We start from the raw sequence: 21,652 nt of genomic DNA, 5'->3' as shown, positions 1-21,652 counted from the left end.
TTTCTCCTTTAGAAGTCGTTGACTTGTAGAACTGCAACTGTAATATTGTCGTGTCCGCCACGCGATCGTGCGTATTCCACCAGAGTTCTCGAAATAGAGCGTGCGTCATTTTCTCGAATTAAGTCTGCGATCTGTTGAGCCTCTGATGCATAATTCCACAACCCATCGGTGCAGAGGATCAAATAACCATTTCCAGGAATAATGAATTCAACGATTTCAGGATTAGCATCATCTTTGGCATCGGCACCAATCCAGCGAGTAATCGCGTGAGCTTGTGAATTTTGTTGGGCTTCCGATTCTGTCATTTCTCTAGAAGCAATCACAGCATTAATCCACGAATGATCTTGAGTTAGTTGTCGCGATCCGTTTGCCGAAATCCAGTAAGCCCGACTGTCACCCAACCAAGCGATCGTTGCCCTGCCATTTTGAACGATCGCCGCTACCAACGTGGTCGAAGGCGGTTCTAGCCCAGGGTGACTCGGAAGCTGACAAACCGCAGAAAACGCTTCACTCACAGCCAGTTTTAGAGCATTGACGGGAGGTTGATCTAAGCAGTTTGCCAGCGTTAGACAGGCTGTTTTGGAGGCTTGTTGAGAAGCCAGTTCGGGATGATCAGCGCTCGAAACGCCATCACAAACGACGAGAATCTGAGTCTCTTGAATTGCTTGCAGAGCCAAAAAATCCTCATTTTGATAATGTTTGAGTCCGCGATCGCTCACGCCTGCCAAATTAGAATCGATCAAAATTTCGACCGGGGGAATCTCACCCCGAAAGCCACAGTCTGAGCAAAACCCTTCCGTGTCGATCGCGCCCCCACATTTTGCACAGGCGATCGAGCGAGCAGGCTTGAGGGCGATGCCACATTCCTCACAAAACTGGTCATCTGGTAAAACGGACGTATGGCAAGCGGGACATTGCATAATCTGAGTTGAGTAAAGTTTTGAAAAGCTGGCTAGGTTGACTCAAAAAAGGGTTTTGGGTCGGACTCGGTTTGCTTCGTCGATCAGGTGGATTTTCTCTTCGCCTGTGGTCAGATGCGCCATGTCTCGTAGGGCTTTTTCGAGTCCCACTCTGAGCTTATTTTCTTCGAGCGGCTGTCCGAGAATGACCATTGCAGAACTGGGCGACACCGCTTTCGTCGTCACTAAATGCAGGGCAGTTTCTAAAACTTGTTTGGTGAGTCGATGGCGATCGATGCCATCCAGCGTCAGGGTTTCAATTGCGATCGAGGCTTTCTTGAGTTCGTCTGCACCCGGAATTTTTTGCTCACGATCGATCAGCGTTCGAGCAATTTCGACTCGCGATCGCGTATGCAGGCTAGAAGTTTGAGGAATTTTTTCTAACGCTGCGACAGCACTTTGACGATCGCCAATTGCACAAAAACAACGCGCTAAACCGAATGCTGCTGAGACATAGCCGGGATCAGTTTTGATCACCAATTCATACATCTTAATCGCTAGTTGGTAATGCTGGGACTGTTCGGCTGACAACGCTAATGCTAACTTGGGCGCAAGTTCTCCAGGCAAGTCAAAATACACTTGATCAAACGCAGCCTGTGCTTCTTTAAATTTGCCCTGCGCCATCCGCGATCGACCTCGATACCAATAGACGCGCCAATCCCAGGGATCTTTCTCTTCAACTTTGGCGATCGCTTGCTCTGCTTCTTGATATTCTTTTTCGTCAATCAGACTATTCGCCAATCGTAACAGGGCTTCGACTGAGTTTGGAAACTGGTGAGTAATTGCCTGGAGACTAATCGATCGCTGCACCGGATCAGCAATCATGCTGGCATTCATCACAGCGTTGAATCCTGGATCGGTGGGGTTCAAGGTGGGAATGGGCAACTGTTCGTAGTCCGCGTGAATGGGTGCGAAGTCTCCCGCATGGGTTATCGCTAACCGATCACCGCTCAAAAGACTGCTATTAGAAGGGCGCGGAATGTTGGTTTCTAATGCCACAATTTCTCGCAACACCCCCAGCAGTTGATCCGCCATTTCTTCAGCAGTCTGAAAGCGATCGTCGGGGCTGTCTGCCGTCGCTTTGATCAAAAATCGATACAGCGACTCGTGTTGGGCAAAAATCGGATCTTCGTCTGCATTGGGCAACGTAAACAAATGCTCTTTGCCAAAGCCGCGAATATTTGTGATCAAAACGGCTAACGTTCTGGCAATGGTAAAGAGGTCAGAGGCGATCGTGGGCCCATCTCCTGCTTCTGGCGCACTGTATCCAACTGTTCCATAAATGTCGCCGTGGGGGTCGTCAATTCGCCTGACACCGCCCAAATCGATCAGCTTGACATCATCACCTTCTAACATCACATTATCGGGCTTGAAATCGCAGTAGACCATTCCCATCTGATGCAAGTAGACAAAGGCGCTCAGAATTCGATGAATGTAAGCGATCGCTTCAGTGACAGGTAATACGCCGCGTTGTTTGCGAATGTCTTTTAGCGTTTTTCCTCCGACATACTCCATGATGATAAATCCTTCGCGATTGTGATTCACGAAGTTATAAATACCGACAATATTGGGATGTTTGACCGCCGCTAAAAACTGACGTTCGGCAACCGCTACCGCCGCACTGGCTGCATCTTCAGTGTTAAGCAATCCTTTTAAGACGACGTAGCGAGACAGCGTTTTGTCAAAGCCTAGATAAATCCAGCCTAAACCGCCATAGGCGATCGCGCCCTTGACTTCATACTGTCCGGCGACCAGATCTCCTTTTTGCAAGGTGGCAATAAACGAATATTTCTGTCCACACTTGCTACAAAAGCCTTTCTCGCGTTTGAGTCCGTGGTTGCAGTTACTACAAAAGCGTTTGTTTTCGGGGACAACGGCCTCTAAAAGGAGCGCTTTTTCGGGGTCGGTTGAGGGCAATTCGGGGACAGAAACTAAGCCTGCGCCGAGTTGTTTACGGGTACTGCGGGCAGAGGTGGGACTGGTGCGCCGAGAGCCTTTTGCCGATCGATTGGTCAGCGGTGAGGAGCCTGTCCCGGTGGTGACGGGGGTACTTCTGCCCGTGACGCGCGCGGAAGAATATCGCTGACTTCCGGCAACGACGGCCGCCAATCCACAAACGTCACAGTAGCCATCTTCGATCGTGCCAGTGCATTGATTTCGAGTGCAGCGATTTCGAGTTACCCGCAAGGGGTTGGCGTTCATAACAGTCTCCTTGAGAAGTTGAGGGTTGCGTAGAGGAGAAATTGAGAAGCTGTTTTTAAAGAATTTTTGATCTACTGAAATTTAGAGATCTCCCCTGGCTCCCTTAATCACAAGAGGAGAAAGTCTAGAGGTTCTAATCCAAAACTTTCTTGCCATTCAGTCGTTTTTCGTAGTGTGAAATCAATTCGGACGCTTTTTCTAGAGGCGTTGGGCGCGTGTAGAGAAGCTGTTTGGCTTGAGTGGCGAGATTGATCAAGGTGGCATCTTCAGACAATCCTTTTGCGAGGGCTTTGGCTTTGAGGGCATCAAGTCGGCCGCGCAATTCTTGGCGGGTGGCGATCGGGGCAAGATTGGCAGAGTATGCCCGTTTTTCGGTGGCGATCGCTTGATTGATATTTTGAGTCAGATTCTCTAAGCCGACCAAAATCGGACTGATAAACCCCTGGGCAAACTTGGTTTCTAATCGAGTTAACCATTGGTGAAGTGCGGCAATTTGCTCTGAAGCGATCGGATCTATCAGCATTGAGTGATCCACGACTTTTTCTCGACTTTCCGCAAAGGCCGCGATCGCACCTTGATGAATTTTTTCTAATTCGCTGAGAAGCTGATGCGCGATCGCTAGTTTTTCTTGTACCTGGGTTCGTTGTTGGGCGCTTTGTTCTAGTGCGTTTCTGGCTTGTGTAATCAGCGGTTGAATGGTTTGTTCAAATTGATCGTGAACGCCTAACGGGTCTTGCGCTATCTGAGCCTGAATCGTCGCGATCGCCTGTTCTGCCTGAGTGAGTCCGACAATGATAGTTTGCTCCAGTAAGTTAGCGGATTGTCGAAGCGATCGCAGTTCTGTCTCGGCAGTTGATAACTTCAAATCGATTGCTGACCAGGCCACATCCACCGCCAACATCACCTCTTTTGCGGTTTGAAACACTGCCAACATCACCGTTAATAACTGAGCAGGCGATATGGTCGAGATTGCCCCTTCCTGTGTGAGAAAATTTCTTTGAGATGGGGGCAGGCGCTCCACCGATAGCTGAATCCAAACGTCAGTTAAAGTCTCCTCAATTTCTTGCAAAATCTGCTGAGATCCCAAAAATCGAGAATATTGCTTTCGCAGTTGAGTGATGCGATCGCTGGTCTTCACCAACAGATCAAAGTGTTGCAATAAATCATTCATCGCCTCCCATGCAGGCATCACTTGAGCGGCAGTCGCTCCGGTTAGTTGAATGGTAGGAACCCCTGAATCACCAGACAGTCGTTGATAGGTATAAATATCCTGCAATTCGATGAGAATTTGACTCACAAGCCCAACTTTGTGTTGCCAATCGGATAAGCGTTGATCAATCTGTTCGAGAGTGAACATAGGGTAACTTATGGGTTTGCCTGTTCTGATATCAGCGCCTCGGTGAAGAATTACGCATCAAAAAAATCTCGATCGCACAAACGTCGCAAAGCTAACAACAGTACTAACGATTTGGGAGAAGTTGGGGGCGGTAGAGACTTTTTTTCGCAGTTGCTGCATTTGTTTGACATCATCTGACGTACAGGTAACGCTGTTTTTAAGAATGGCCAATTTTGCTCGTGAAAAATCGCTCATGGCGCGATCGAGATCATCTTTAAGTTCTACCTGTTCGTCAAAGTCGGCTTCTAGATAGCGAATTTGCAGTTCGTTTAAAAGGTTAGAAGCCTGTTGTAGAAAGAGCCGATTGTGGTCTGACATGGTGGGAGTTTTGAGTTGAGCGTTGGTCTGTTCTACAAAAGTTTCTAGATTTAGCCGCTAACGTCTGGGAGGTAAGGCAACTTCAGCAGGGAGACTAACCTGAATTTGCGATCGACTCGCCGCCGCAGTGTTGGCCCGATCAAGCAGTTTACGGGTCACATCACTCCAAAAAGGATCAGACCGAATCTGAGCCACCACGCCCGTTGCTTTGAGTTTGAGACTGGTATAGTCACGACCTGTAAAGGCAGAAGCCGTGGTCAAAATTCTCGGAATCAGCGTATTCAGTTGGTTGAGATCTAATTCGTCGTAGCGATTGGCCACTTCGATCAAGTCTTTGCCCAACACAGCCGCTTTGGTGCATTGAGCGACAGTTGTTTCTAATAGTTTTTGTTCTTCTTGTTTGATCTGTTGCCATTCGCCCATCATTTCGCCCGCTTGATTTTCGAGGTCAGACTTGCGTTGGTTTAATTGTTGTAGTGTCTCGTTTCCAGTGCCATTTTTCAGCTTTGCCAGCACGGTTTGATACTCTTGACGCAGCTTTCTAAATCGGACAATCACCCCCGATCGATACTGGGTCAGCATCGGTGGATTTTTGTTAATTGCGTCCGCCAACAAAGCCATCTGAACGGTTAGCGTCTTGGCATATTCAGCCGACTTGCGGGCTTCGTCTCGACTGACCAGTGTGCCGCTATTGAGCTTGTCAAAAATCGATGCGAACCCTTCATACTGACCGCGCAAATCGACGATAAAATCGTCCCACTCTGCAACTTTGGGCGGCTGAAATGGGTCGATCGCCAGATCGATCACCGTACTATTGATATCGACTTTGGAATTGAGAATCCGATTGATAAAACTCTGACGCATCTCAGCTTGCGATCGTGGAGGCGCTTCGAGTTCCCGTTTTCGCATAGTGTCGATGGCTTCGATCGCCGCCAAAGATTCTGTCTTAAATTGAACGGCTGCCCCTTGAAGCGATCGCGCTTTTTCGACACTGCATCCGCCTAGCGAACTGCCAACCACCAAAATTCCGGCAATCCAGAAGGTTTTGATCTGTTGAGTTTTAAGCTGCCCAATTTTTACAACCACCCGCCCATCTCCTACTCTCCCGCAATATGAACCACGATTTCGCGGCTATTTCCCCGTTGACGATGCTCCCAGATGTAGATGCCCTGCCAGGTTCCGAGTAAAAGGCGACCTTGAGCGATCGGGATTTGCTCAGAAGTGTGGGTGAGCACGGTGCGAATGTGAGCAGGCATGTCGTCTGGCCCTTCGGCGCTATGAATGTAATTCTCCCACTCTGGAACCAGCTTTGAGAGAAAATTCTCTAAGTCTTTCAACACATCAGGATCGGCGTTTTCCTGAATAATCAGACTGGCGGAGGTGTGGCGCAAAAACAAGTGACAGATTCCGGTTTGGATGCCAGAGTCAGCGACGATCGCCTGAATTTTTTGAGTAATTCTAAGCAGCGATTTACCCGACGTAGGGATTCTGATAATTTTCTGATACTGAGACATGATCAAGGGTTATGAGGCGAACGTCTCCACCTTCTATTGTGCCTGGGAGCATCCCAATTGTGTAGCACAGTCTTTCTGCCCTCACCCTAACCCTCTCCCCCAGGAGAGGAAACAAAAGATCTTCCCTTCTCAAGGAGAAGGGCCTACCGTGTATACATAAGTCGATTGATCTGTACTTGCCGTAATCCTTCGCCCCCTAAATCCCCCAAATTTGGGGGACTTTGAACGCTGATCAGGGTTCTAAATTCTGGAAGCCTTTTTTGCTTAAAGTCCCCCAGAATGGGGGATTTAGGGGGCTGAAGCCGACTAGAACGAAGTGAGTATGGACTTGTGTACTCACATTGATTGACTGTCTAATAGCCTGATTTTTTCAGATACTCGATCGCCGCCCGTGCAATAGTAGCGTTTCCATCTTTCGCGAGTGTTTGAGTTGAGTGGGGCGCAATTAAGGGCTGATTCAAAAAGTCCCATTTATTCAAAAAGAAAGCATCTGGCGTGAGAATTTGGTGATGAGCATACTGTTGAATCCCTTCTAGTAAAACGGGTGCTTCGGCAAAGCCTTCTCGTGTAATGCTAACGATCGGAACATCCAATCGGCAAGCTTCCGAAAAAGTGCTGTAGCCCGGTTTAGACATCAGCCGACCACACAAAGGTAAAAAGTCAACTGGACGGTAGAAGCGATCGTCAATCTTCAACAAGTTGGGATAGTCAGGAGCCGTCAAATCAAAACAAATAAATGTCCAATCAGGGAAGTTTTGCACATTCTCGTAGGGAATTTTATGCAGTCCCAATCCTCCAAAGGTCATCAGGGCGATTTTTTCTTTTGGGGTGTCAGATAGATTGAATTTCGATCGCAGTTCTTCAAGATCAAATCGCGGATCGACACCTGTCAACCCTGTATCAATGATGTTAGAAAATGCTGCCATCGGCTCATGAAATGGGAGACGAAACAAGCGATCGCACTGCCCAAAACACTTCCCAATCCAATCTGCCATTTCGTCAAATTCACCCCCCCATTCTCGATAGATAAAGTCCCAGCCAAAGTTACCCATCATCCATCCAGGAATGTCAGCCGCTGCCGCGATCGATGCCGCCAACGGAGGAATATCCGCTAACATCAATCCCACTCGATTTTGTTTAATAAAACTGACTTCGGAGGCAATCAACGATTGCTGTTTTGCTCGAATTTCTTCCAGCTTTTTTAAGGTAGCCGCCTTGTCCATCGTCAAACTGTCACTTTGAATTACGCCCACATCAAACGCGCGAGGTCGATGAATGAAATCACCGGGAATGTAAGCTTCGAGGAGCGATCGGGGAGCCGTTGTCGCCAAAATCAACAGAATCTCTGGACACAATTTCTGAATTTCTGCGGCTACCGAAGCGGCACGAGTCGCATGTCCAAAGCCGTGATTGGTGATGGCAATATAGAGAATGGGTTGAGGCATGGAAGAAAGGGATAAGGGAGGGCTTTGCCCCGCATTCGCGAGGAGGGATGAGAGATGAGGCAGGAACAGTGACCTCATTATTTTGCCTGCTGATGCTTCGAGAATATTAAGTATTTTGGGTTGTGAGATCGGGCTAGATAGACTGGATTGGTTTGTTTAAACGTGAAGTAAGGTATGCGTCGGTCTAATTCATTGTTTGGGTTGGTGGCAGGAACAGTTACAGTTGCCACGATCGTGTTGAGTCAAGGGTCACTGTTGGCAAAAAACCCTGATTTAAGAGATATTTCTTCGGTGCGGACGCTGGTCGCTCAAGAAACCCCTAAAACGGCTAGAGAATATTTTGAGCGAGGGCTGCGTCGCCTCGACGAAAAGGATGCTCAGGGAGCAGTAGATGATTTTAGTCAAGTCATCAAACTCGAACCCAAACTAGCAGATGCCTACTACAATCGGGGACTGGCACGATCGGATCTGGGCAATCTTAAGGGCGCGATCGCAGACTATGATCAGGCGATTCGGCTCAATCCCAAAGATGCTGACTCCTATGTGAATCGAGGCAATGCAAAAGACGATTTGGGCGATAGAAAAGGGGCGCTAGTTGACTACGATCAAGCGATCAAATTAAATCCCAAAGATGGTAATGCTTACTACAATCGAGGCGTAACCCGTGCTCGGTTAGAAGATAATGAAGGGGCGGTAGCTGACTACAATCAAGCAATCAAATTGAACCCCAAAGATGCTAAAGCCTACGTCAATCGGGGCAATGCGCGAGATGATTTGGGTGACAGACAGGGCGCACTTTCTGACTATAATCAAGCACTCAAACTCAATCCAGAATTTGCAAATGCGTTCTTTAATCGGGGCATTACCTATTCTCGAATGGGCCGCAAGCCACAAGCGATCGCTGACTTTCAACAGTCCGCCAAACTTTATCAGCAGCAAGGAGATACCGAGAGCTATCAGCGAGTCATGCAAGCCCTAAAAAGACAGCAACAGTAGATAAAAACAGGTCTCTCAAATCAAATAAGTCAGATTTTGAATTCCAGGTCAAATCTTGAATTTCAGCGACGCGGAGACCTGTTTGACAAATGATTTCAAAGTTGAGGCTATTGTTGTTCTCGTACCTTGAGTCTGCTTTTTTGCAACTGCATTTTTTCTTAAAGGCAACATGGCTCAATTCTCTCAAAAGCCTGTTATTTCAACTCAGTTTGTCTCCGCGCTCAACTTGACTTTCAGAACCCTCATGGGAGACAGAGGGATAAATTGACTAAAGGAAATCTCCCTAGAAATCAAGAAGCGGATGCCAAAAATCGATCGCTTGTATCGTCTTTTCCTCCCTCCTCCCTCTTTCCTCCTCCCTCCTCGCGCAGCAGAACAAAGTTCTCCCTCATCCCTGCTGAATTCTCCTAGCCGCCACACTCCGATTTTTGAGCGCAAGCTCGTCGTCCGGTTTGAGCGCGAGAACTTTGTCGTAGCTGGCAACTGCTTCCTCAAAACGGCCCAAACTACAAAGAACTCCACCGCGATTGTTCCAGGCTCGAAAGTCGTTAGGTCTGAGCGCCAGAGCTTTGTCGTAACTTTCAACTGATTGAGCAAGCTGCCCCAGATTTTTCAGCGTCACGCCCCGGTTGTACCAGGCTTCGTAAAAGTCAGGTTTGTGCTGGATGGCTCGATCGAAGTTAGCGATCGCTGCCTCCAAATCATTTAATCTCATACAGGCGCAGGCTTGCTGATACCAGGCGTGAATGTGGTCAGGCTGCAACTCGACGGCTTTTTGGTAGCTGGCGATCGCCGTTTCGGGGCGGTTGAGTTGTTTGAAGGCAATACCCCGATAGTACCAAGCGTCTGCATCGTCGGGCTGGCTGGTCAAAGCTTTCTCGTAGCTGACGATCGCCGCTTCATAATCTCCCACACAGAGCAAAGCGTTTCCCCGGCTGTAGAGCGCTTCTTCGGAGTCGGGGCGCAGTTCTAAAGCACGATTGAAGTGATCGATCGCGCCTTCATAGCGTCTGGTCACATAAAGAGCGGCTCCGTGCATATACCAGGCATCGGCAAAATTGGGAAACTGCTCGATCGCTTTGAGAAAATAGGGAATTGCTTCTTCATAGCGCCCGATCGCATAGAGCGTCAGTCCTTGACTGTATTGAGCATAGGGATAGTTGGGTTGGATTTCGAGGACTCGATGAAAGCTGGCGATCGCGATTTCAAAATGTCCAGCGACATAGGCAGCCCAGGCGCGACTGTAGTGAAAATATCCAGCGTGAGGATAGTGTGAAATGGCTTTTTCAAAGTGGGCGATCGCCGCTTCGTGCTGTCCTAAATTAATCAGAGCGCTGCCTTTCTCGCTGAGTGCGTCAAACAAGCTGGGGTTGAGGACAAGGGATTGGTCAAAGTAGGCGATTGCGTCGGCGTAGTCTCCGACCTGGCTAAAGGTGAGTCCTTGTTGCAAAAGGCTTTCGGCGGTGGCGTTTTCAGTCTGCACCATAGAGCGTCAACGTGTTCTCCCGTCGTTGTAACTATCCGGGTATGAGCGATCGGAGAAGTAATCTGAATTTAGATCCACAATTCCAGCCGCTTGAATCCTTAGAAGTTAAGGTTCCCTAGGAATCAGGGCAGATTGAGGTTTATGTAAAATTTTGGTAAAAATTCTCACTAAGTGCAAAAGTCATTTGACTTATCGACCACCGTCAAATGAATGGTTCTGCACTGCGTCCGCGATCGTCGTTCTCTACCAAATGTTTGATGTCAGACCAATGTGACCGCCCTAGCATAGGGGATCTGGTGACTGCTCATCTCAAGAGGCGACTATGCAAACGACTACTAATCTGCAAACAAAACAACTAGGTAATTCTGATCTGCATCTCACCCCGATCGGTTTTGGAGCCTGGGCGATCGGCGGAGGCGGCTGGGAGTTTGGTTGGGGTCACCAGGAAGATCAGGAGTCGATCGCGGCGATTCAGCGGGCCCTCGACCTGGGAGTGAACTGGATCGACACCGCCGCAGTGTATGGATTGGGACACTCTGAAGAAGTGGTGAGTCGGGCGCTCAAGGGACGATCGCAACCCTATGTGTTTACCAAATGCTCCATGATTTGGGACGAAAAAGGGACGATCGGTCGCAGCCTTAAGGCAGATTCTCTCCGACGTGAAGTAGAAGATAGCTTACGCCGACTACAAATCGCAGCGATCGACCTTTATCAGATTCACTGGCCAAACCCAGACGCGGATCTTGAGGAAGGCTGGAGTACGCTGGCAGACCTGCAAACTGAGGGTAAGGTGCGCTATGTCGGCGTTTCTAACTTCAGCGTCGAGCAGATGCAACGCATTCAAAAAATCGCTCCGATTACATCGCTTCAGCCGCCTTATTCGCTGGTGCGCCGTGAAATCGAAACGGACATTCTGCCTTTCTGCCAGGAAAATAACATTGGTGTAATTGTCTATTCGCCGATGCAGTCTGGGCTACTGGCAGGGTCAATGACTGCCGATCGCATCGCCCAAATGCCACAAGACGACTGGCGCAAACGCAACCCCCAATTTCAAGAGCCACGCCTTTCTCGCAACCTCAAACTGGTTCAATTGCTTAAAGAAATCGGTCAGCAAAGCAGCCATTCTGCGGGTGAAGTGGCGATCGCTTGGACGCTAAAGCATCCCGCTGTCACAGCCGCGATCGTCGGCGGTCGTAACGCCCAACAGGTTGAAGGGGTAATCGGAGCCGCAAATTATCAATTGAGTGAGCAAGCGTTGAACGCGATCGAGACGTTTTTGCAGCAAAATCCATAGGCAAAATCCATCCTGCAATCAGACGTTATGAATTTAGGTATGAATTTAGGGATGTCAGCTAATACACCTCGGCAAACTAACAGCAAATTAGCCGTGAATTAGTCTTGTGTTACCGTTGATTTTTTGCTGGTAGGTTGAATGCTTGATGCCATCCCTCAAACAGTTTGCAAAAAGTCTAAAGCGAGAGATTCACGTTGTCTATCTGGCAAGCAAAGATCCTAGAGTACCGTGGTATGCAAAGCTGCTGGCGGTTTTGATTGGGGCTTATGCGGTTAGTCCAATCGACCTCATTCCGGATTTCATTCCCATTTTGGGTCAGCTTGACGATCTGATTATTGTCCCATTGGGAATTTGGTTGGTTCTCAAAATGATTCCCCCGGCTGTGTTGAGTGACTGTCGATCGCAAGTTGCGTCTGATTCATCTGATCGCCCAGGACAAAACTGGATTGTGGCCGGAGCGATCGTCACCATTTGGTTTCTGATAGGAGTGCTAATGGTCTATTTGATCGGACTCTACCTAAACAAATAAACTACACTGCCTGAGCGATTATCGTCCGGTGGCGGGGCGTGTTGCGGGTGACTTTGGGATGGGTGAATCCGGCTTGAACGATCGCCCCCTCTAGATCAAACGAAAAGTAGTCATCCATATACGGCTCTGTGCTTTTGAGCAGCGTCAGAATGTAGGGCGGCATTTTGGCATAAATTTCTGACTGAGGATTCATGTCCATAATGGTCAGATGTCCACCGGGACGCAGTAGCCGTTTTGCTTCTTGAAAGACTTCTACTGCGGCAGTTCTAGGCAACTCGTGAAACATCAGACAAGCGGACACCAAATCAAAAGAAGCGGACGGTAAGCCTGTCGATTCAGCGGCGGCGTGAAGCCAAACTGGGGGATTTTGAGGGGCGAGTTCTTGAGTTCGATACTGAGCGATCGCCAAAAAATAAGGTGACAAATCAACGCCCATAACCCTTGCATCGGGGAAGGTTTCTTGTAGCTTAAAAGTACTCATTCCCACACTACAGCCCATGTCCAGAATGTCTTGTGGCGCTTTGGGTAGTTGAGCTTTCAACACATCATGGTAGCTTTGCCGCAGTCGAGAATCGCCTTCTATTCCCGCATCTTTCCAGATTCGAGCATGGACAGCATGAGCCGCAGATTCGACTTCGCTGGCAGGCTCCCAACCCAAATTGCCCTCGGTGTAGGCATGAAAGGGACGCAAATAATAATCGGGATAGGTGAGCGTGGGATTGTTAACTTGATTAAACTCGGTTGACCAATCGCGCGATCGTAGCTTTTTGGCATCTTCTAGCCAGTTGACCCCGATCGACGTTGCCCGTTTGATCATCATCTGGCGCGCCTGATATTTTGCCAAATCAAATAGCGGCTTGATCGCCAAAATGCCGTTTACAACGCGAGAAGACAGACGAGGAGTGGAATCAACAGCAGTCATAAGTCGCAAAATTGAAACAACGTTTGATCAACAAAATCATTATTGCAAAGTTGCTGCACCTGTGAATTGGCAGCGATCGCAATTTCCTCTTTAACTAATCACAAAATCATGATACAAGTGTTCTTAGAGAGCAAAGTTTAGATGACTAGACGATCTCAATTTGATATGATACAAATGTTCTAAAATCCATTACCATTCATTCTGTTATGGAATCCCTCACCGAAGCCCAAAGACAGCTTTACGACTGGCTAGCCGAGTACATTCACCAACATCAGCATTCTCCCTCGATTCGGCAGATGATGGCCGCCATGAATCTCAAGTCTCCGGCACCTGTGCAAAGCCGTCTAGAACACTTGCGAAATAAAGGCTACATTGATTGGTCAGAAGGTCAGGCCCGCACCATTCGTCTGCTTCAGGCAACCCCCAAAGGAGTGCCGATTTTGGGTGCGATCGCCGCCACCAGCTTAGTTGAGAATTATCCCGACAACGAAGTTGAGCATTTGGATCTCTCCAGTCTGCTGCTCAAGCCACAACATTTTGCGCTCAAGGTCAGAGGTCACAGCATGATCGACGCTTTGATTGACGATGGCGATGTCGTGATCTTGAAGCCGACAGACGATCCCAAAACCCTCAAAAACGATACGATCGTCGCTGCCAGAGTCGAAGGCAAAACCACGCTCAAGTATTTTCAAAGAAAGGGCAGCAAAATCGTTTTGCAACCTGGCAACCCTAATCGAGAGCTTTACCCCGTCACCGAAGTTCCTGCCTCCCAGGTCGAAATTCAGGGCGTTTTGGTAGGAGTGTGGCGCGGCTACGGCAAGCTGTAGTTTTGACAAACTCAGATTCTTCCTGACTCTACTCACTGTGAGATGATGTCTGAATTGCAAACCGCATCAGCCAGGCTCAACAGGAGTTGCTGTCCGTCGTGAATTCATTTTCGTCCTTTCTCAAAGTTTTTCAAAGTCGCAAAATGGCGGCTCTCCTTCTCCTGGGCTTCGCATCGGGACTGCCGTTATATCTGACGAGTCGAACTTTGCAAGCATGGATGACCGTAGAAGGGGTCAAACTGGGTGCGATCGGGCTGTTTAGTCTGGTTGGCTTGCCTTATTCTCTGAAGTTCATTTGGTCGCCGCTGCTCGATCGCTACATGCCCCCCTTTTTAGGCCGTCGTCGCGGCTGGTTGGTGATTACACAGGTGGGGTTGGTGGTCGCGATCGCGCTGATGGCAACGCAAAACCCCAAACAGTCTCTTCAACTGCTGGCGATTAATGCCCTCTTGATCGCCTTTCTGAGCGCCAGTCAAGACATTGCTTTTGATGCTTATCGCACAGATGTATTAAGTCCGCCTGAAATGGGGGCCGGAGCCGCCGTCACCGTTTTAGGATACCGAATTGCGCTACTGCTGACAGGTTCTTTAGCCCTGATTTTGGCGGATCGAATGCCCTGGCAATTGGTCTATCTGCTGTTGTCTCTATTTATGGGCATCGGCATTATCGCCGCGTTTTGGGCCCCCGAACCTGACCTGCGGACTCAACCTCCTGCGTCTCTGGCAGAAGCGGTAACGTTGCCATTTATCGAGTTTTTCCAGCGGCTCGGACAGATGCGGGCGATCGCCGTTCTAGTGTTCATTGTGCTGTACAAGCTGGGAGACTCGCTCGTCAACAACATGGCGACCCCGTTTTTGCTCAAGACAGGCTTTACCCAAACTGACATTGGCGCGATTCAAGGCGGGATGGGGCTGCTGGCGACGATCGTCGGGACGCTGACCGGAGGAGCAATTCTCAGCAAAATTGGCATCTATCGATCGCTCTGGGTATTTGGCGGACTACAAGCCATCAGCAACCTGACCTATCTAATTTTGTCGCTGCTTGGAAAGAGCTATCCCTCAATGGTGGTCGCCATTAATATTGAAAACTTTTGCGGTGGACTGGGAACGGCTGCTTTTGTGGCGTTTTTGATGAGTTTGTGCAACCAGAGATTTTCAGCGACTCAGTTTGCGTTGCTCTCTAGCTTGATGGCTTTCAGTCGAGACATTCTGGTCGCCCCTGCTGGAAAGTTAGTTGAAGGGACGGGCTGGCCGGCGTTTTTTGCGATTACGATTTTGGCGGCTGTTCCTGGATTAATGCTGCTGCCAATCTTTGCCCCCTGGAATGGTGAGCCTCCGAAGATCGAAGAAATTTCTTAAGAAGTCGCTCCATTTCGTCAACCGGGATCGGGACTTGAGCGGTAGGATTAGATTAGAGATTTTTACAAATCTTGAGCTTATTTGTTCTACCCCTATCCCTTCATTGCGATCGCCCGTCCTATGGCTCTCTTTCGTCAGTACATTGCCCCCCTACTGGTTGTGCTGGTTTTTATCGTCTCCCTTGTTGCGGTGAGTGCCAGAATCTTTTTGCCCAATGACATGGCCGCCCCTGCCCCGATCGAGGAAGTGAACCCAACCAGCGACAAAGCCCAATCCCCCACGGGTGAGAGCGTTGCAGACTTACCACCTGCTCTCTCAGCGCTACTTAAAGGGTTGCCAGACGAGCCAGGGTTGTCAGAACAGCTTTAGAGGAAGAACTTCGATGATCTGTTTCCCCTTTGGGGGTAATCCGCTTCACGGGTAGGGGGAAGGGATGAGAAATCTGTAAAAAATTTGGGCTGGGCTACTGAGATTGACTAGAGCATCACCCCTTTCTATCACCAGCACATCAATCCTTTCATCCCTCACCCCTGTGTTCGACCTGCCCCTCGATTACCGCTTGCTAACTGGTTCAACGTTGGATCGGGCGCTGCTGGTGAAATTTATGCAGCGCACTTATCGAGAGCTTTTTCCGCAGGGAGAGGTTGACCATTTGGTGCTGACGGTTGAGCAATATTTTTCTAAAGAAACGCCGCTGTGGTGGGTTGAGTGGGCCGAGGAAGATTTGAATATAGCGGACGGGATGCCTTCTGCGCGATCGATTCATCCAATTGCTTGCCTCTGGGTCGGAAACGCGATCGATCAGGCGAGTGGCGATCGTCATGCCCACATTTTTTTACTCTACGTGTCACCTCAACATCGGCGCAAAGGCATCGGAGCGACCCTGGTGCGGTACGCTGAAAGTTGGGCAAAAGCGAGGGGCGATCGCCAAATTGGTTTACAAGTTTTTCAATCTAACCAACCTGCGCTTAAGCTCTATCAATTCCTGGGGTATGAGACTCAATCTTTGTGGATGGTCAAATCCCTGGAAGACTGAGCAATGTTCTGATTTTTGAGTCGAAATCTGGCTTAAAACTCAAAACTTTCTGGCCGTTTGGTGCTGTAAAGTTACAGATATGTATAGTGATGATGACTTGACCGTTCTCGATATCGAAGCTGATTTAGCAGACCCTTTAGATCAGATTCCGATTATCGAAGATGAGTCAGCAACCCCAAAACCAGACCCCGATGAAATGTTGGCGCTCCTCGACTCGCAGGATGTGCAACATCGGATGCTGGCTGCCAGAGCGTTTTGTGAATTGCAAGACGATCGCGCCATTCCGCATCTGATTGGGTTGTTGAGCGATCCCTGTCCGCTGGTGCGGGTGAGTGCTGCCTATGGGTTGGGGCGCAATCCCAGTCATGATGCGGTAGAGTCACTGATCGCGCAATATGAGCAAGATTGGAATGGCTATGTGCGAAAGGGTGTGGTTTGGGCGTTGGGCAACTGTCGCGATCGCCGCGCTTTACAAACTTTAATTGATGCTTTGAAGACGGATATTTCTGCGGTGCGACTTTGGGCGGCCAGTTCTCTCGCGCAGATGGCGACGGTGGGTTATGAGGTGGTGGTGGCTGCGACTCCGCCGTTGATCGAGGCACTCAGACAAGATCCGATCGCAGCCATTCGCAGCAATTGTGCGTGGTCGTTGGGTCAACTCTGTCGAGAACTGCCGTCAAACGTGATTTATGCGACGGCGATCGATGCTCTGATCGAAGCGTTTGCCGAAGATGAAGATGTGGGCGTGAGAGAAGATGCGAAAGCCTCAATGCTCAAGGTGGGCGATCCGCGTGGGTTGCAGGTGATCGAAGAATTGGAGCAGGAAGGACTGCCGTGGGAAAGAGGCCGCGAATCTTGGGGCTAAGAAAACTGCGGATTAAGGAAACTATGAATTACTCATAGCGTGTCTTTTTCGACTTAATCACCTCGATCACATCGTCATGTCTTTTCCCCTCAATGATGTCTTTGAGATGGATTTGCCCATTAATATATTGAAGGTGGATGCGCCAGCCTGAAACTTTATTGATATCAGCACGATAGATTGCCTGCTTGATACCTTTTACTTTGTGCAGCCTTGTTTTTGGGAATGTTCTTGTTCGAGACGCAACTGACGATCGACATCAGCTTTTTGAGTTGGGAAAAGGCTGACACATTCATTGATCTTGTTGACTGTTGTGGCTTTGTCATCTTCGCTCAACCCGTCAAGATCCTTCTCAAAGCTCTTCGTTGACTCAATTAAGATATCCACGCTAAGGGCCGCCAATATAAATTTAGCTATCTTCCTTCAATCTCAGCATAGCAGCGAAGCTTGTTCATTTTCCCAGTTCTCACGATGCTCTTGCAGGGTGAATCGGACATGTGAACAGACCTGGAGAAATAATTCAGCGACTTCAGTTACTTTGACCATATGGGTGAAGAAAGTTTTTGGGATCTACTCAAGTGAGAGCGATCGAGCGGCTTGTATCCTCACTGCTTTTCCCAGATGGCGCAATTTTTGGCAACAGCTTTGGAGTTTTCTCTCGTAAATTCACAATATCTCAGGCTCCATGAATCGTACTGAGATTGACTAACACGGCTAAAATCATAACCGCGACGGTATACTTCTTTGTCTTGAGAGTGCGTCGTTTTGAAGTCTGAAATGCTATCTAACTATCGCTCAAAAACTTGATTAGTCGCTTGAAATGTTTCTCCTGCAAAAGCTCCTGCAAAAGCTGAAAAATCATGTGAGATCGCGTCAATCATCCGAAATAGAGCTTGTTCATCGCCTGCGATGTATCTATCAAGGAACAATAGCGGCTTTTCTTTAAGGGCATTAAAGCAATGACGATAAAATGTGAGCGTCAGTCCAGCATCTGTAAGAGAACGGTAGTGATGAAGTGCTTTCCAGGCGTTCTCATCTTTTGGATTGTTTTGGAGAATTGTTAATAACTTTGACGGTGCATCATAATCAACGGCGGATGCACTCTGACTAGTCAGCACTGATTGCACATTTATTGCATCTGTTATTGGCTGATAGGCTACAAACAATACAACGAGCAGCCCAACTAATGTAACGAACAGAAATCGCATAAAACTTTCTAATCTAATGGTCTTCCTTAAGAAGAGTTTGCCCCACTTTTCTTGAAGCATTTAGATTAGTCTGAGTTTTTGGCAAAGACGATCGAATAATCGAGACATCGCCCTTGGACAAGTCACCTTTGAATCACGATCACAAATGATATCCCCAACGGTTTGAGAAAGTCAGAGATATCACTCATACTGCACAACAGAACTTACAAAATTCACATGTTGTAAATCACTGTCTAAAAGATTGCGATCGCAAAATCTACAGCAGCTTGATTACATCACCACGTCGAACAGTGCCACCTTGAGCAACGCTGGCGTAGATACCGACGTTACCTTGATTGTGTTTAACCGCAGTTCGCAAAACCTCGACATCATTGGGCAATTCACCCTGAGCCATTGTCGTCATCACACAGCGAGGACAGCCCCCCGTCACCGTCAACTGGACTTGACCCCCGATCGCCAACGTCTGCCCAATCCAATCATTTTCGACAAATCCTGTTGAGCCGTTAGCTGCGACCATAATGTTAGGACGAAAGCGCCGAGTTTCAAATCGAGACCCAGGCGTAATGGCTTGAAAGCGATTCAACGTTGCCGTGGTTAATAAATGAATCGTTGCGCCATCAAAAAACGTATTGGCAAGCGTCGCCTCGTCGGTCACGGTATCTTGATGAGGCAACCCTTCAACCGTCGGCCAGTATTCCTCTAAGCTAGGTTTTTGAGGCGCGATCGTTTCTAATTTCACCTCACGACCCAACAGACTAGAGAGAATTTGGTCAGCATCTTGGGCACTGCTGAACACGATCGACCCATCCGGCAGCGTAATCTTCACTTGCGATAAGTCAACGCCGTCTCCCGACTCGGCCAGGGTCGCCCGACAATCAAACATTTTGCCCCACTTACGCGGATTTTTGGCGCTGACAGTCATTCCCGTCGCCTTATCGATTAGAGCAAAGGCACGATCGCCCAGCAATCCCTGTTCTGCCACCTGACTCGCATTCAACTCTTCGCCCAGCATCGATTTAATTGGATAGCGCCAGAGCGACACGACTGAACCTACGATCGATTCATCCACCATATCGAATCCTCAAAATTTGTGATTTAGCGTCAACTCAATGAAGTTCTTTCGCTTCTTTATTAAGAGCCTCTGCCCCCCAAGCTGCCAGTTCTGGGGGACTTTAAGACAAGAATTCTAGTTCAGAGTCCTCCATGTTAGGGAAATTGAGGGGCAATCCAAATCTGCAATCCCTTGCGGATATCTCGAAGCGCGAAGTGAAGAATTTCGTCGAATTCACGTTGATTTAGCATCCTGCGAAATATCGTTGCTGTCAATTTTTGGTTGATAAAAAGTTAACTTTACGCTCACACAAGGCTTGCAGCATAGGGTTTGACGAGTTTCTTCGCTTCTTCTGCGGCCGCTTCTTGTAAGAGACTTTCTGCGAGTTTGCGTTTGCCTTCTGCGTCTAATTTTTTCGTTTCGTTATGCAATACTCGTTCGTTGACGCTCTGATTCCAATAGTCCAGCGATTCCATTCCCAAAAGTGCTATATTTCCGGCAAATTGACGCAACACCTCATTGGTTGGGCCCAGTGATGTAAAGTCGATTGTCAGTAGCGTTGCCAGAATTTAGCGTAGGGATTCGCAGCAGCAACCTTTACAAATCGCCGTTGTGATCTGAGAGCAGTTTTAGAACCGCTGCGTCTCGAAGAAATTTTTGAAATACGATCGGCTCGATCGCTACAGTGAACGATAATCTGACTGCATTTTTGATACGGTCAATTTGAATACCATTTGTTATAACAAGTCGGGTTTAACTTCTCTTTAGGTTTGGTTCAGGTTCGCTTTAGGTTTGTTGTTTGAGATTGCAAATAGTGTTCTTACCCCGGATATAAAGTTTATGTCTCCAGAAGCGCAACAATTTCTCGGAACGTTTACTTCGGAGTCCTTTTACTATTGGGCTTCGGTTTTTATGCTGCTGATTCACGCAGGCTTTCTTGCTTATGAAGGAGGAGCCTCGCGCACCAAAAATGTGCTGGCCACAATGGTCAAAAACCTGCTGACGCTGGCGAGTGTTGGGTTAGCGTTTTTCTTTTTTGGCTGGTGGGTTTACAACGCTTTTCCATTTTTCCCCGTTACGGGTGGCATTCTGGGCCCGTGGACAAATCCTGAGCAGAGCGAAACGATCAAAGCCGCAATGGTTTATGTAGATGCGTCTTACCCCTGGTCGCCTGCTTTGGGGCCCAATACCAGCGATCACATTACGGGCGTTTTCTTCTTTGCCTTTGCGCTGTTTGCCATGACGACAGCATCGATTTTGTCAGGCGCGTTGATTGAGCGGGTCAAGATTGGCGCTTATCTGGTGCTGTCGATCGTCCTGGGAGGCTTTACCTGGGTCGTCGCCGCTGCCTGGGGCTGGAACGCTTATGGGTGGATGTTTACCAAGCTGGGCTATCACGATTTTGGCTGTGCAGGTGTGGTACATGGCGTGTCGGGTTTCTTTACATTAGGCGTGCTGTTAAATCTGGGGGCCAGAGTGGGCAAGTACGATGAAAATGGCAAACCGCGCCCGATCTTGCCTCACAATTTGCCACTGACGATGGTGGGCTTGATGCTAATTTTTGTGGGCTTCTACGCCTTTCTTGCCGCCTGTCTGATCTTTTTGCCAGGGTACGCCAGAGAAACCACAATTTACGGAACGCCGATGACACTAGCTTCGGTGGGAGTCAGTACCACAATGGCGCTGGCGGCAGGACTGGTGGGCGCTTACGTTTCCTCAAAGGGCGACCCGTTTTTCACAATTTCAGGCGGACTGGCGGGCATCATCGCAACTGGGGCAGGCATGGATCTGTATCACCCTGCTCTTGTGATTGTGCTGGCGTTTATCGCTGCGTTTTGTATGCCGAAGATGATCATTGCGATCGAGAAGATGGGCATTGATGATGCCGTCGGTGCGGTGGGGGTGCATGGATTTTGCGGGGTGTTTGGTGCCGTCGCGGTTGGAATCGCAGCCAATGGCTATCCGCAGGGCGAAGGCATTCCATCGATTAATTTGGGGGGTCAGGTCGTGGGCACCCTGATTTGCACCGTTGTTTTGGGCTTTATTCCGGGCTACGGGACAAGCTGGCTCTTAAAGAAATTTAACCTGCTGCGCGTGTCGCGAGAAGAGGAAATCGTGGGGCTGGATCTCGCTGACCTGGGGGTTGAAGGTTACCCAGAATATGCCTCGATGTCTCTAGTTTCTCATCTTGCCAGCACGAGTGAAACGGTTCCGATCGCCACGCCCAAACTATCCGCCGAATAGGAGAA

Annotated in this window: 22 protein-coding genes; 9 read left to right on the top strand and 13 right to left on the bottom strand. The window is 48.8% G+C overall.

Annotated elements, in window-relative coordinates; translation table 11 throughout:
* Nucleotides 1-8 precede the first annotated feature (8 nt).
* The 7 genes from ACKFKH_RS06510 to ACKFKH_RS06480 form a co-directional block, all read right to left on the bottom strand.
* Nucleotides 9-920 (bottom strand): PP2C family serine/threonine-protein phosphatase, encoded by a 912-nt coding sequence (locus ACKFKH_RS06510; RefSeq protein WP_446857440.1) that lies wholly within the window; start codon nt 918-920, stop codon nt 9-11.
* A gap of 42 nt (nt 921-962) precedes the next feature.
* Nucleotides 963-3,161: a tetratricopeptide repeat protein gene (locus ACKFKH_RS06505; protein ID WP_446857439.1), complete on the bottom strand. Its 2,199-nt coding sequence runs from the start codon at nt 3,159-3,161 to the stop codon at nt 963-965.
* Nucleotides 3,162-3,294: 133 nt separating this feature from the next.
* Entirely contained in the window at nt 3,295-4,518 is a 1,224-nt protein-coding gene (locus ACKFKH_RS06500; RefSeq protein WP_446857438.1) for a hypothetical protein, read from the bottom strand.
* A 57-nt stretch (nt 4,519-4,575) separates the two neighbouring features.
* A complete protein-coding gene (locus tag ACKFKH_RS06495) occupies nt 4,576-4,875 on the bottom strand; it encodes a hypothetical protein (RefSeq protein ID WP_446857437.1) in 300 nt (99 codons plus the stop codon).
* Between the two features lie 57 nt (nt 4,876-4,932).
* Nucleotides 4,933-5,961 (bottom strand): hypothetical protein, encoded by a 1,029-nt coding sequence (locus ACKFKH_RS06490; RefSeq protein WP_446857436.1) that lies wholly within the window; start codon nt 5,959-5,961, stop codon nt 4,933-4,935.
* A gap of 11 nt (nt 5,962-5,972) precedes the next feature.
* Nucleotides 5,973-6,389, bottom strand: coding sequence for a secondary thiamine-phosphate synthase enzyme YjbQ (locus ACKFKH_RS06485; RefSeq protein WP_446857435.1), 417 nt, complete (start codon nt 6,387-6,389; stop codon nt 5,973-5,975).
* A gap of 353 nt (nt 6,390-6,742) precedes the next feature.
* Complete coding sequence (locus ACKFKH_RS06480; protein WP_446857434.1) at nt 6,743-7,834, bottom strand: glycosyl transferase; 1,092 nt, start codon at nt 7,832-7,834, stop codon at nt 6,743-6,745.
* Between the two features lie 174 nt (nt 7,835-8,008).
* Between ACKFKH_RS06480 and ACKFKH_RS06475 the strand changes: the two genes are divergently transcribed.
* Nucleotides 8,009-8,830 carry a tetratricopeptide repeat protein gene (locus ACKFKH_RS06475; RefSeq protein WP_446857433.1) on the top strand — a complete coding sequence of 274 codons (822 nt, stop codon included), beginning with the start codon at nt 8,009-8,011 and terminating at the stop codon, nt 8,828-8,830.
* Nucleotides 8,831-9,218: 388 nt separating this feature from the next.
* Here ACKFKH_RS06475 and ACKFKH_RS06470 read toward each other — a convergent pair whose 3' ends face one another.
* Nucleotides 9,219-10,316, bottom strand: a complete 1,098-nt coding sequence (locus ACKFKH_RS06470) for a tetratricopeptide repeat protein (RefSeq protein WP_446857432.1) — start codon at nt 10,314-10,316, stop codon at nt 9,219-9,221.
* 322 nt (nt 10,317-10,638) lie between these two features.
* Here ACKFKH_RS06470 and ACKFKH_RS06465 point away from each other — a divergent pair, with 322 nt between their 5' ends.
* Entirely contained in the window at nt 10,639-11,610 is a 972-nt protein-coding gene (locus ACKFKH_RS06465; RefSeq protein WP_446857431.1) for an aldo/keto reductase, read from the top strand.
* A 145-nt stretch (nt 11,611-11,755) separates the two neighbouring features.
* Nucleotides 11,756-12,139 carry a YkvA family protein gene (locus ACKFKH_RS06460; RefSeq protein WP_446857430.1) on the top strand — a complete coding sequence of 128 codons (384 nt, stop codon included), beginning with the start codon at nt 11,756-11,758 and terminating at the stop codon, nt 12,137-12,139.
* Between the two features lies 1 nt (nt 12,140).
* Here ACKFKH_RS06460 and ACKFKH_RS06455 read toward each other — a convergent pair whose 3' ends face one another.
* On the bottom strand, nt 12,141-13,061 hold the full coding sequence (locus ACKFKH_RS06455; protein ID WP_446857429.1) for a class I SAM-dependent methyltransferase: 921 nt from the start codon (nt 13,059-13,061) through the stop codon (nt 12,141-12,143).
* Nucleotides 13,062-13,267: 206 nt separating this feature from the next.
* Between ACKFKH_RS06455 and lexA the strand changes: the two genes are divergently transcribed.
* The 5 genes from lexA (at nt 13,268) to ACKFKH_RS06430 (ending at nt 17,147) form a co-directional block, all read left to right on the top strand.
* Nucleotides 13,268-13,888 (top strand): transcriptional repressor LexA, encoded by a 621-nt coding sequence (gene lexA, locus ACKFKH_RS06450; protein ID WP_446857428.1) that lies wholly within the window; start codon nt 13,268-13,270, stop codon nt 13,886-13,888.
* A gap of 98 nt (nt 13,889-13,986) precedes the next feature.
* The gene (locus ACKFKH_RS06445; protein ID WP_446857427.1) at nt 13,987-15,246 is read left to right on the top strand and encodes an AmpG family muropeptide MFS transporter; all 1,260 of its coding nucleotides are present in this window, start codon (nt 13,987-13,989) and stop codon (nt 15,244-15,246) included.
* Between the two features lie 120 nt (nt 15,247-15,366).
* A complete protein-coding gene (locus tag ACKFKH_RS06440; protein WP_446857426.1) occupies nt 15,367-15,615 on the top strand; it encodes a hypothetical protein in 249 nt (82 codons plus the stop codon).
* A 163-nt stretch (nt 15,616-15,778) separates the two neighbouring features.
* Nucleotides 15,779-16,282, top strand: coding sequence for a GNAT family N-acetyltransferase (locus ACKFKH_RS06435; RefSeq protein WP_446857425.1), 504 nt, complete (start codon nt 15,779-15,781; stop codon nt 16,280-16,282).
* A 79-nt stretch (nt 16,283-16,361) separates the two neighbouring features.
* Nucleotides 16,362-17,147, top strand: coding sequence for a HEAT repeat domain-containing protein (locus tag ACKFKH_RS06430; protein WP_446857424.1), 786 nt, complete (start codon nt 16,362-16,364; stop codon nt 17,145-17,147).
* A 195-nt stretch (nt 17,148-17,342) separates the two neighbouring features.
* On the opposite strand, the gene ACKFKH_RS06425 is transcribed toward ACKFKH_RS06430, so the two are convergent.
* From ACKFKH_RS06425 to ACKFKH_RS06410, 4 genes are all read right to left on the bottom strand, one after another.
* A complete protein-coding gene (locus ACKFKH_RS06425; RefSeq protein WP_446857423.1) occupies nt 17,343-17,531 on the bottom strand; it encodes a hypothetical protein in 189 nt (62 codons plus the stop codon).
* 401 nt (nt 17,532-17,932) lie between these two features.
* Nucleotides 17,933-18,412, bottom strand: a complete 480-nt coding sequence (locus tag ACKFKH_RS06420; RefSeq protein WP_446857422.1) for a hypothetical protein — start codon at nt 18,410-18,412, stop codon at nt 17,933-17,935.
* A gap of 196 nt (nt 18,413-18,608) precedes the next feature.
* The gene (locus ACKFKH_RS06415; RefSeq protein WP_446857421.1) at nt 18,609-19,424 is read right to left on the bottom strand and encodes an MOSC domain-containing protein; all 816 of its coding nucleotides are present in this window, start codon (nt 19,422-19,424) and stop codon (nt 18,609-18,611) included.
* Between the two features lie 284 nt (nt 19,425-19,708).
* The gene (locus ACKFKH_RS06410; protein ID WP_446857420.1) at nt 19,709-19,918 is read right to left on the bottom strand and encodes a hypothetical protein; all 210 of its coding nucleotides are present in this window, start codon (nt 19,916-19,918) and stop codon (nt 19,709-19,711) included.
* Nucleotides 19,919-20,243: 325 nt separating this feature from the next.
* On the opposite strand from ACKFKH_RS06410, the gene ACKFKH_RS06405 reads away from it, so the two are divergent.
* Nucleotides 20,244-21,647, top strand: a complete 1,404-nt coding sequence (locus ACKFKH_RS06405; protein ID WP_446857419.1) for an ammonium transporter — start codon at nt 20,244-20,246, stop codon at nt 21,645-21,647.
* The last annotated feature ends 5 nt before the right edge of the window (nt 21,648-21,652 follow it).

Source organism: Phormidesmis sp. 146-20, assembly GCF_052939475.1.
Note: the sequence above shows the minus strand (reverse complement) of the source record. Positions and strands in the feature narration are given on the sequence as shown.

Bases quoted from the DNA above. Each gene is read 5' to 3' on its own strand.
- ACKFKH_RS06510 (WP_446857440.1), bottom strand. From the start codon at position 920: ATGCAATGTCCCGCTTGCCATACGTCCGTTTTACCAGATGACCAGTTT.
- ACKFKH_RS06505 (WP_446857439.1), bottom strand. From the start codon at position 3,161: ATGAACGCCAACCCCTTGCGGGTAACTCGAAATCGCTGCACTCGAAAT.
- ACKFKH_RS06500 (WP_446857438.1), bottom strand. From the start codon at position 4,518: ATGTTCACTCTCGAACAGATTGATCAACGCTTATCCGATTGGCAACAC.
- ACKFKH_RS06495 (WP_446857437.1), bottom strand. From the start codon at position 4,875: ATGTCAGACCACAATCGGCTCTTTCTACAACAGGCTTCTAACCTTTTA.
- ACKFKH_RS06485 (WP_446857435.1), bottom strand. From the start codon at position 6,389: ATGTCTCAGTATCAGAAAATTATCAGAATCCCTACGTCGGGTAAATCG.
- ACKFKH_RS06480 (WP_446857434.1), bottom strand. From the start codon at position 7,834: ATGCCTCAACCCATTCTCTATATTGCCATCACCAATCACGGCTTTGGA.
- ACKFKH_RS06475 (WP_446857433.1), top strand. From the start codon at position 8,009: ATGCGTCGGTCTAATTCATTGTTTGGGTTGGTGGCAGGAACAGTTACA.
- ACKFKH_RS06470 (WP_446857432.1), bottom strand. From the start codon at position 10,316: ATGGTGCAGACTGAAAACGCCACCGCCGAAAGCCTTTTGCAACAAGGA.
- ACKFKH_RS06465 (WP_446857431.1), top strand. From the start codon at position 10,639: ATGCAAACGACTACTAATCTGCAAACAAAACAACTAGGTAATTCTGAT.
- ACKFKH_RS06460 (WP_446857430.1), top strand. From the start codon at position 11,756: ATGCCATCCCTCAAACAGTTTGCAAAAAGTCTAAAGCGAGAGATTCAC.
- ACKFKH_RS06455 (WP_446857429.1), bottom strand. From the start codon at position 13,061: ATGACTGCTGTTGATTCCACTCCTCGTCTGTCTTCTCGCGTTGTAAAC.
- lexA (WP_446857428.1), top strand. From the start codon at position 13,268: ATGGAATCCCTCACCGAAGCCCAAAGACAGCTTTACGACTGGCTAGCC.
- ACKFKH_RS06440 (WP_446857426.1), top strand. From the start codon at position 15,367: ATGGCTCTCTTTCGTCAGTACATTGCCCCCCTACTGGTTGTGCTGGTT.
- ACKFKH_RS06430 (WP_446857424.1), top strand. From the start codon at position 16,362: ATGTATAGTGATGATGACTTGACCGTTCTCGATATCGAAGCTGATTTA.
- ACKFKH_RS06420 (WP_446857422.1), bottom strand. From the start codon at position 18,412: ATGCTTCAAGAAAAGTGGGGCAAACTCTTCTTAAGGAAGACCATTAGA.
- ACKFKH_RS06415 (WP_446857421.1), bottom strand. From the start codon at position 19,424: ATGGTGGATGAATCGATCGTAGGTTCAGTCGTGTCGCTCTGGCGCTAT.
- ACKFKH_RS06405 (WP_446857419.1), top strand. From the start codon at position 20,244: ATGTCTCCAGAAGCGCAACAATTTCTCGGAACGTTTACTTCGGAGTCC.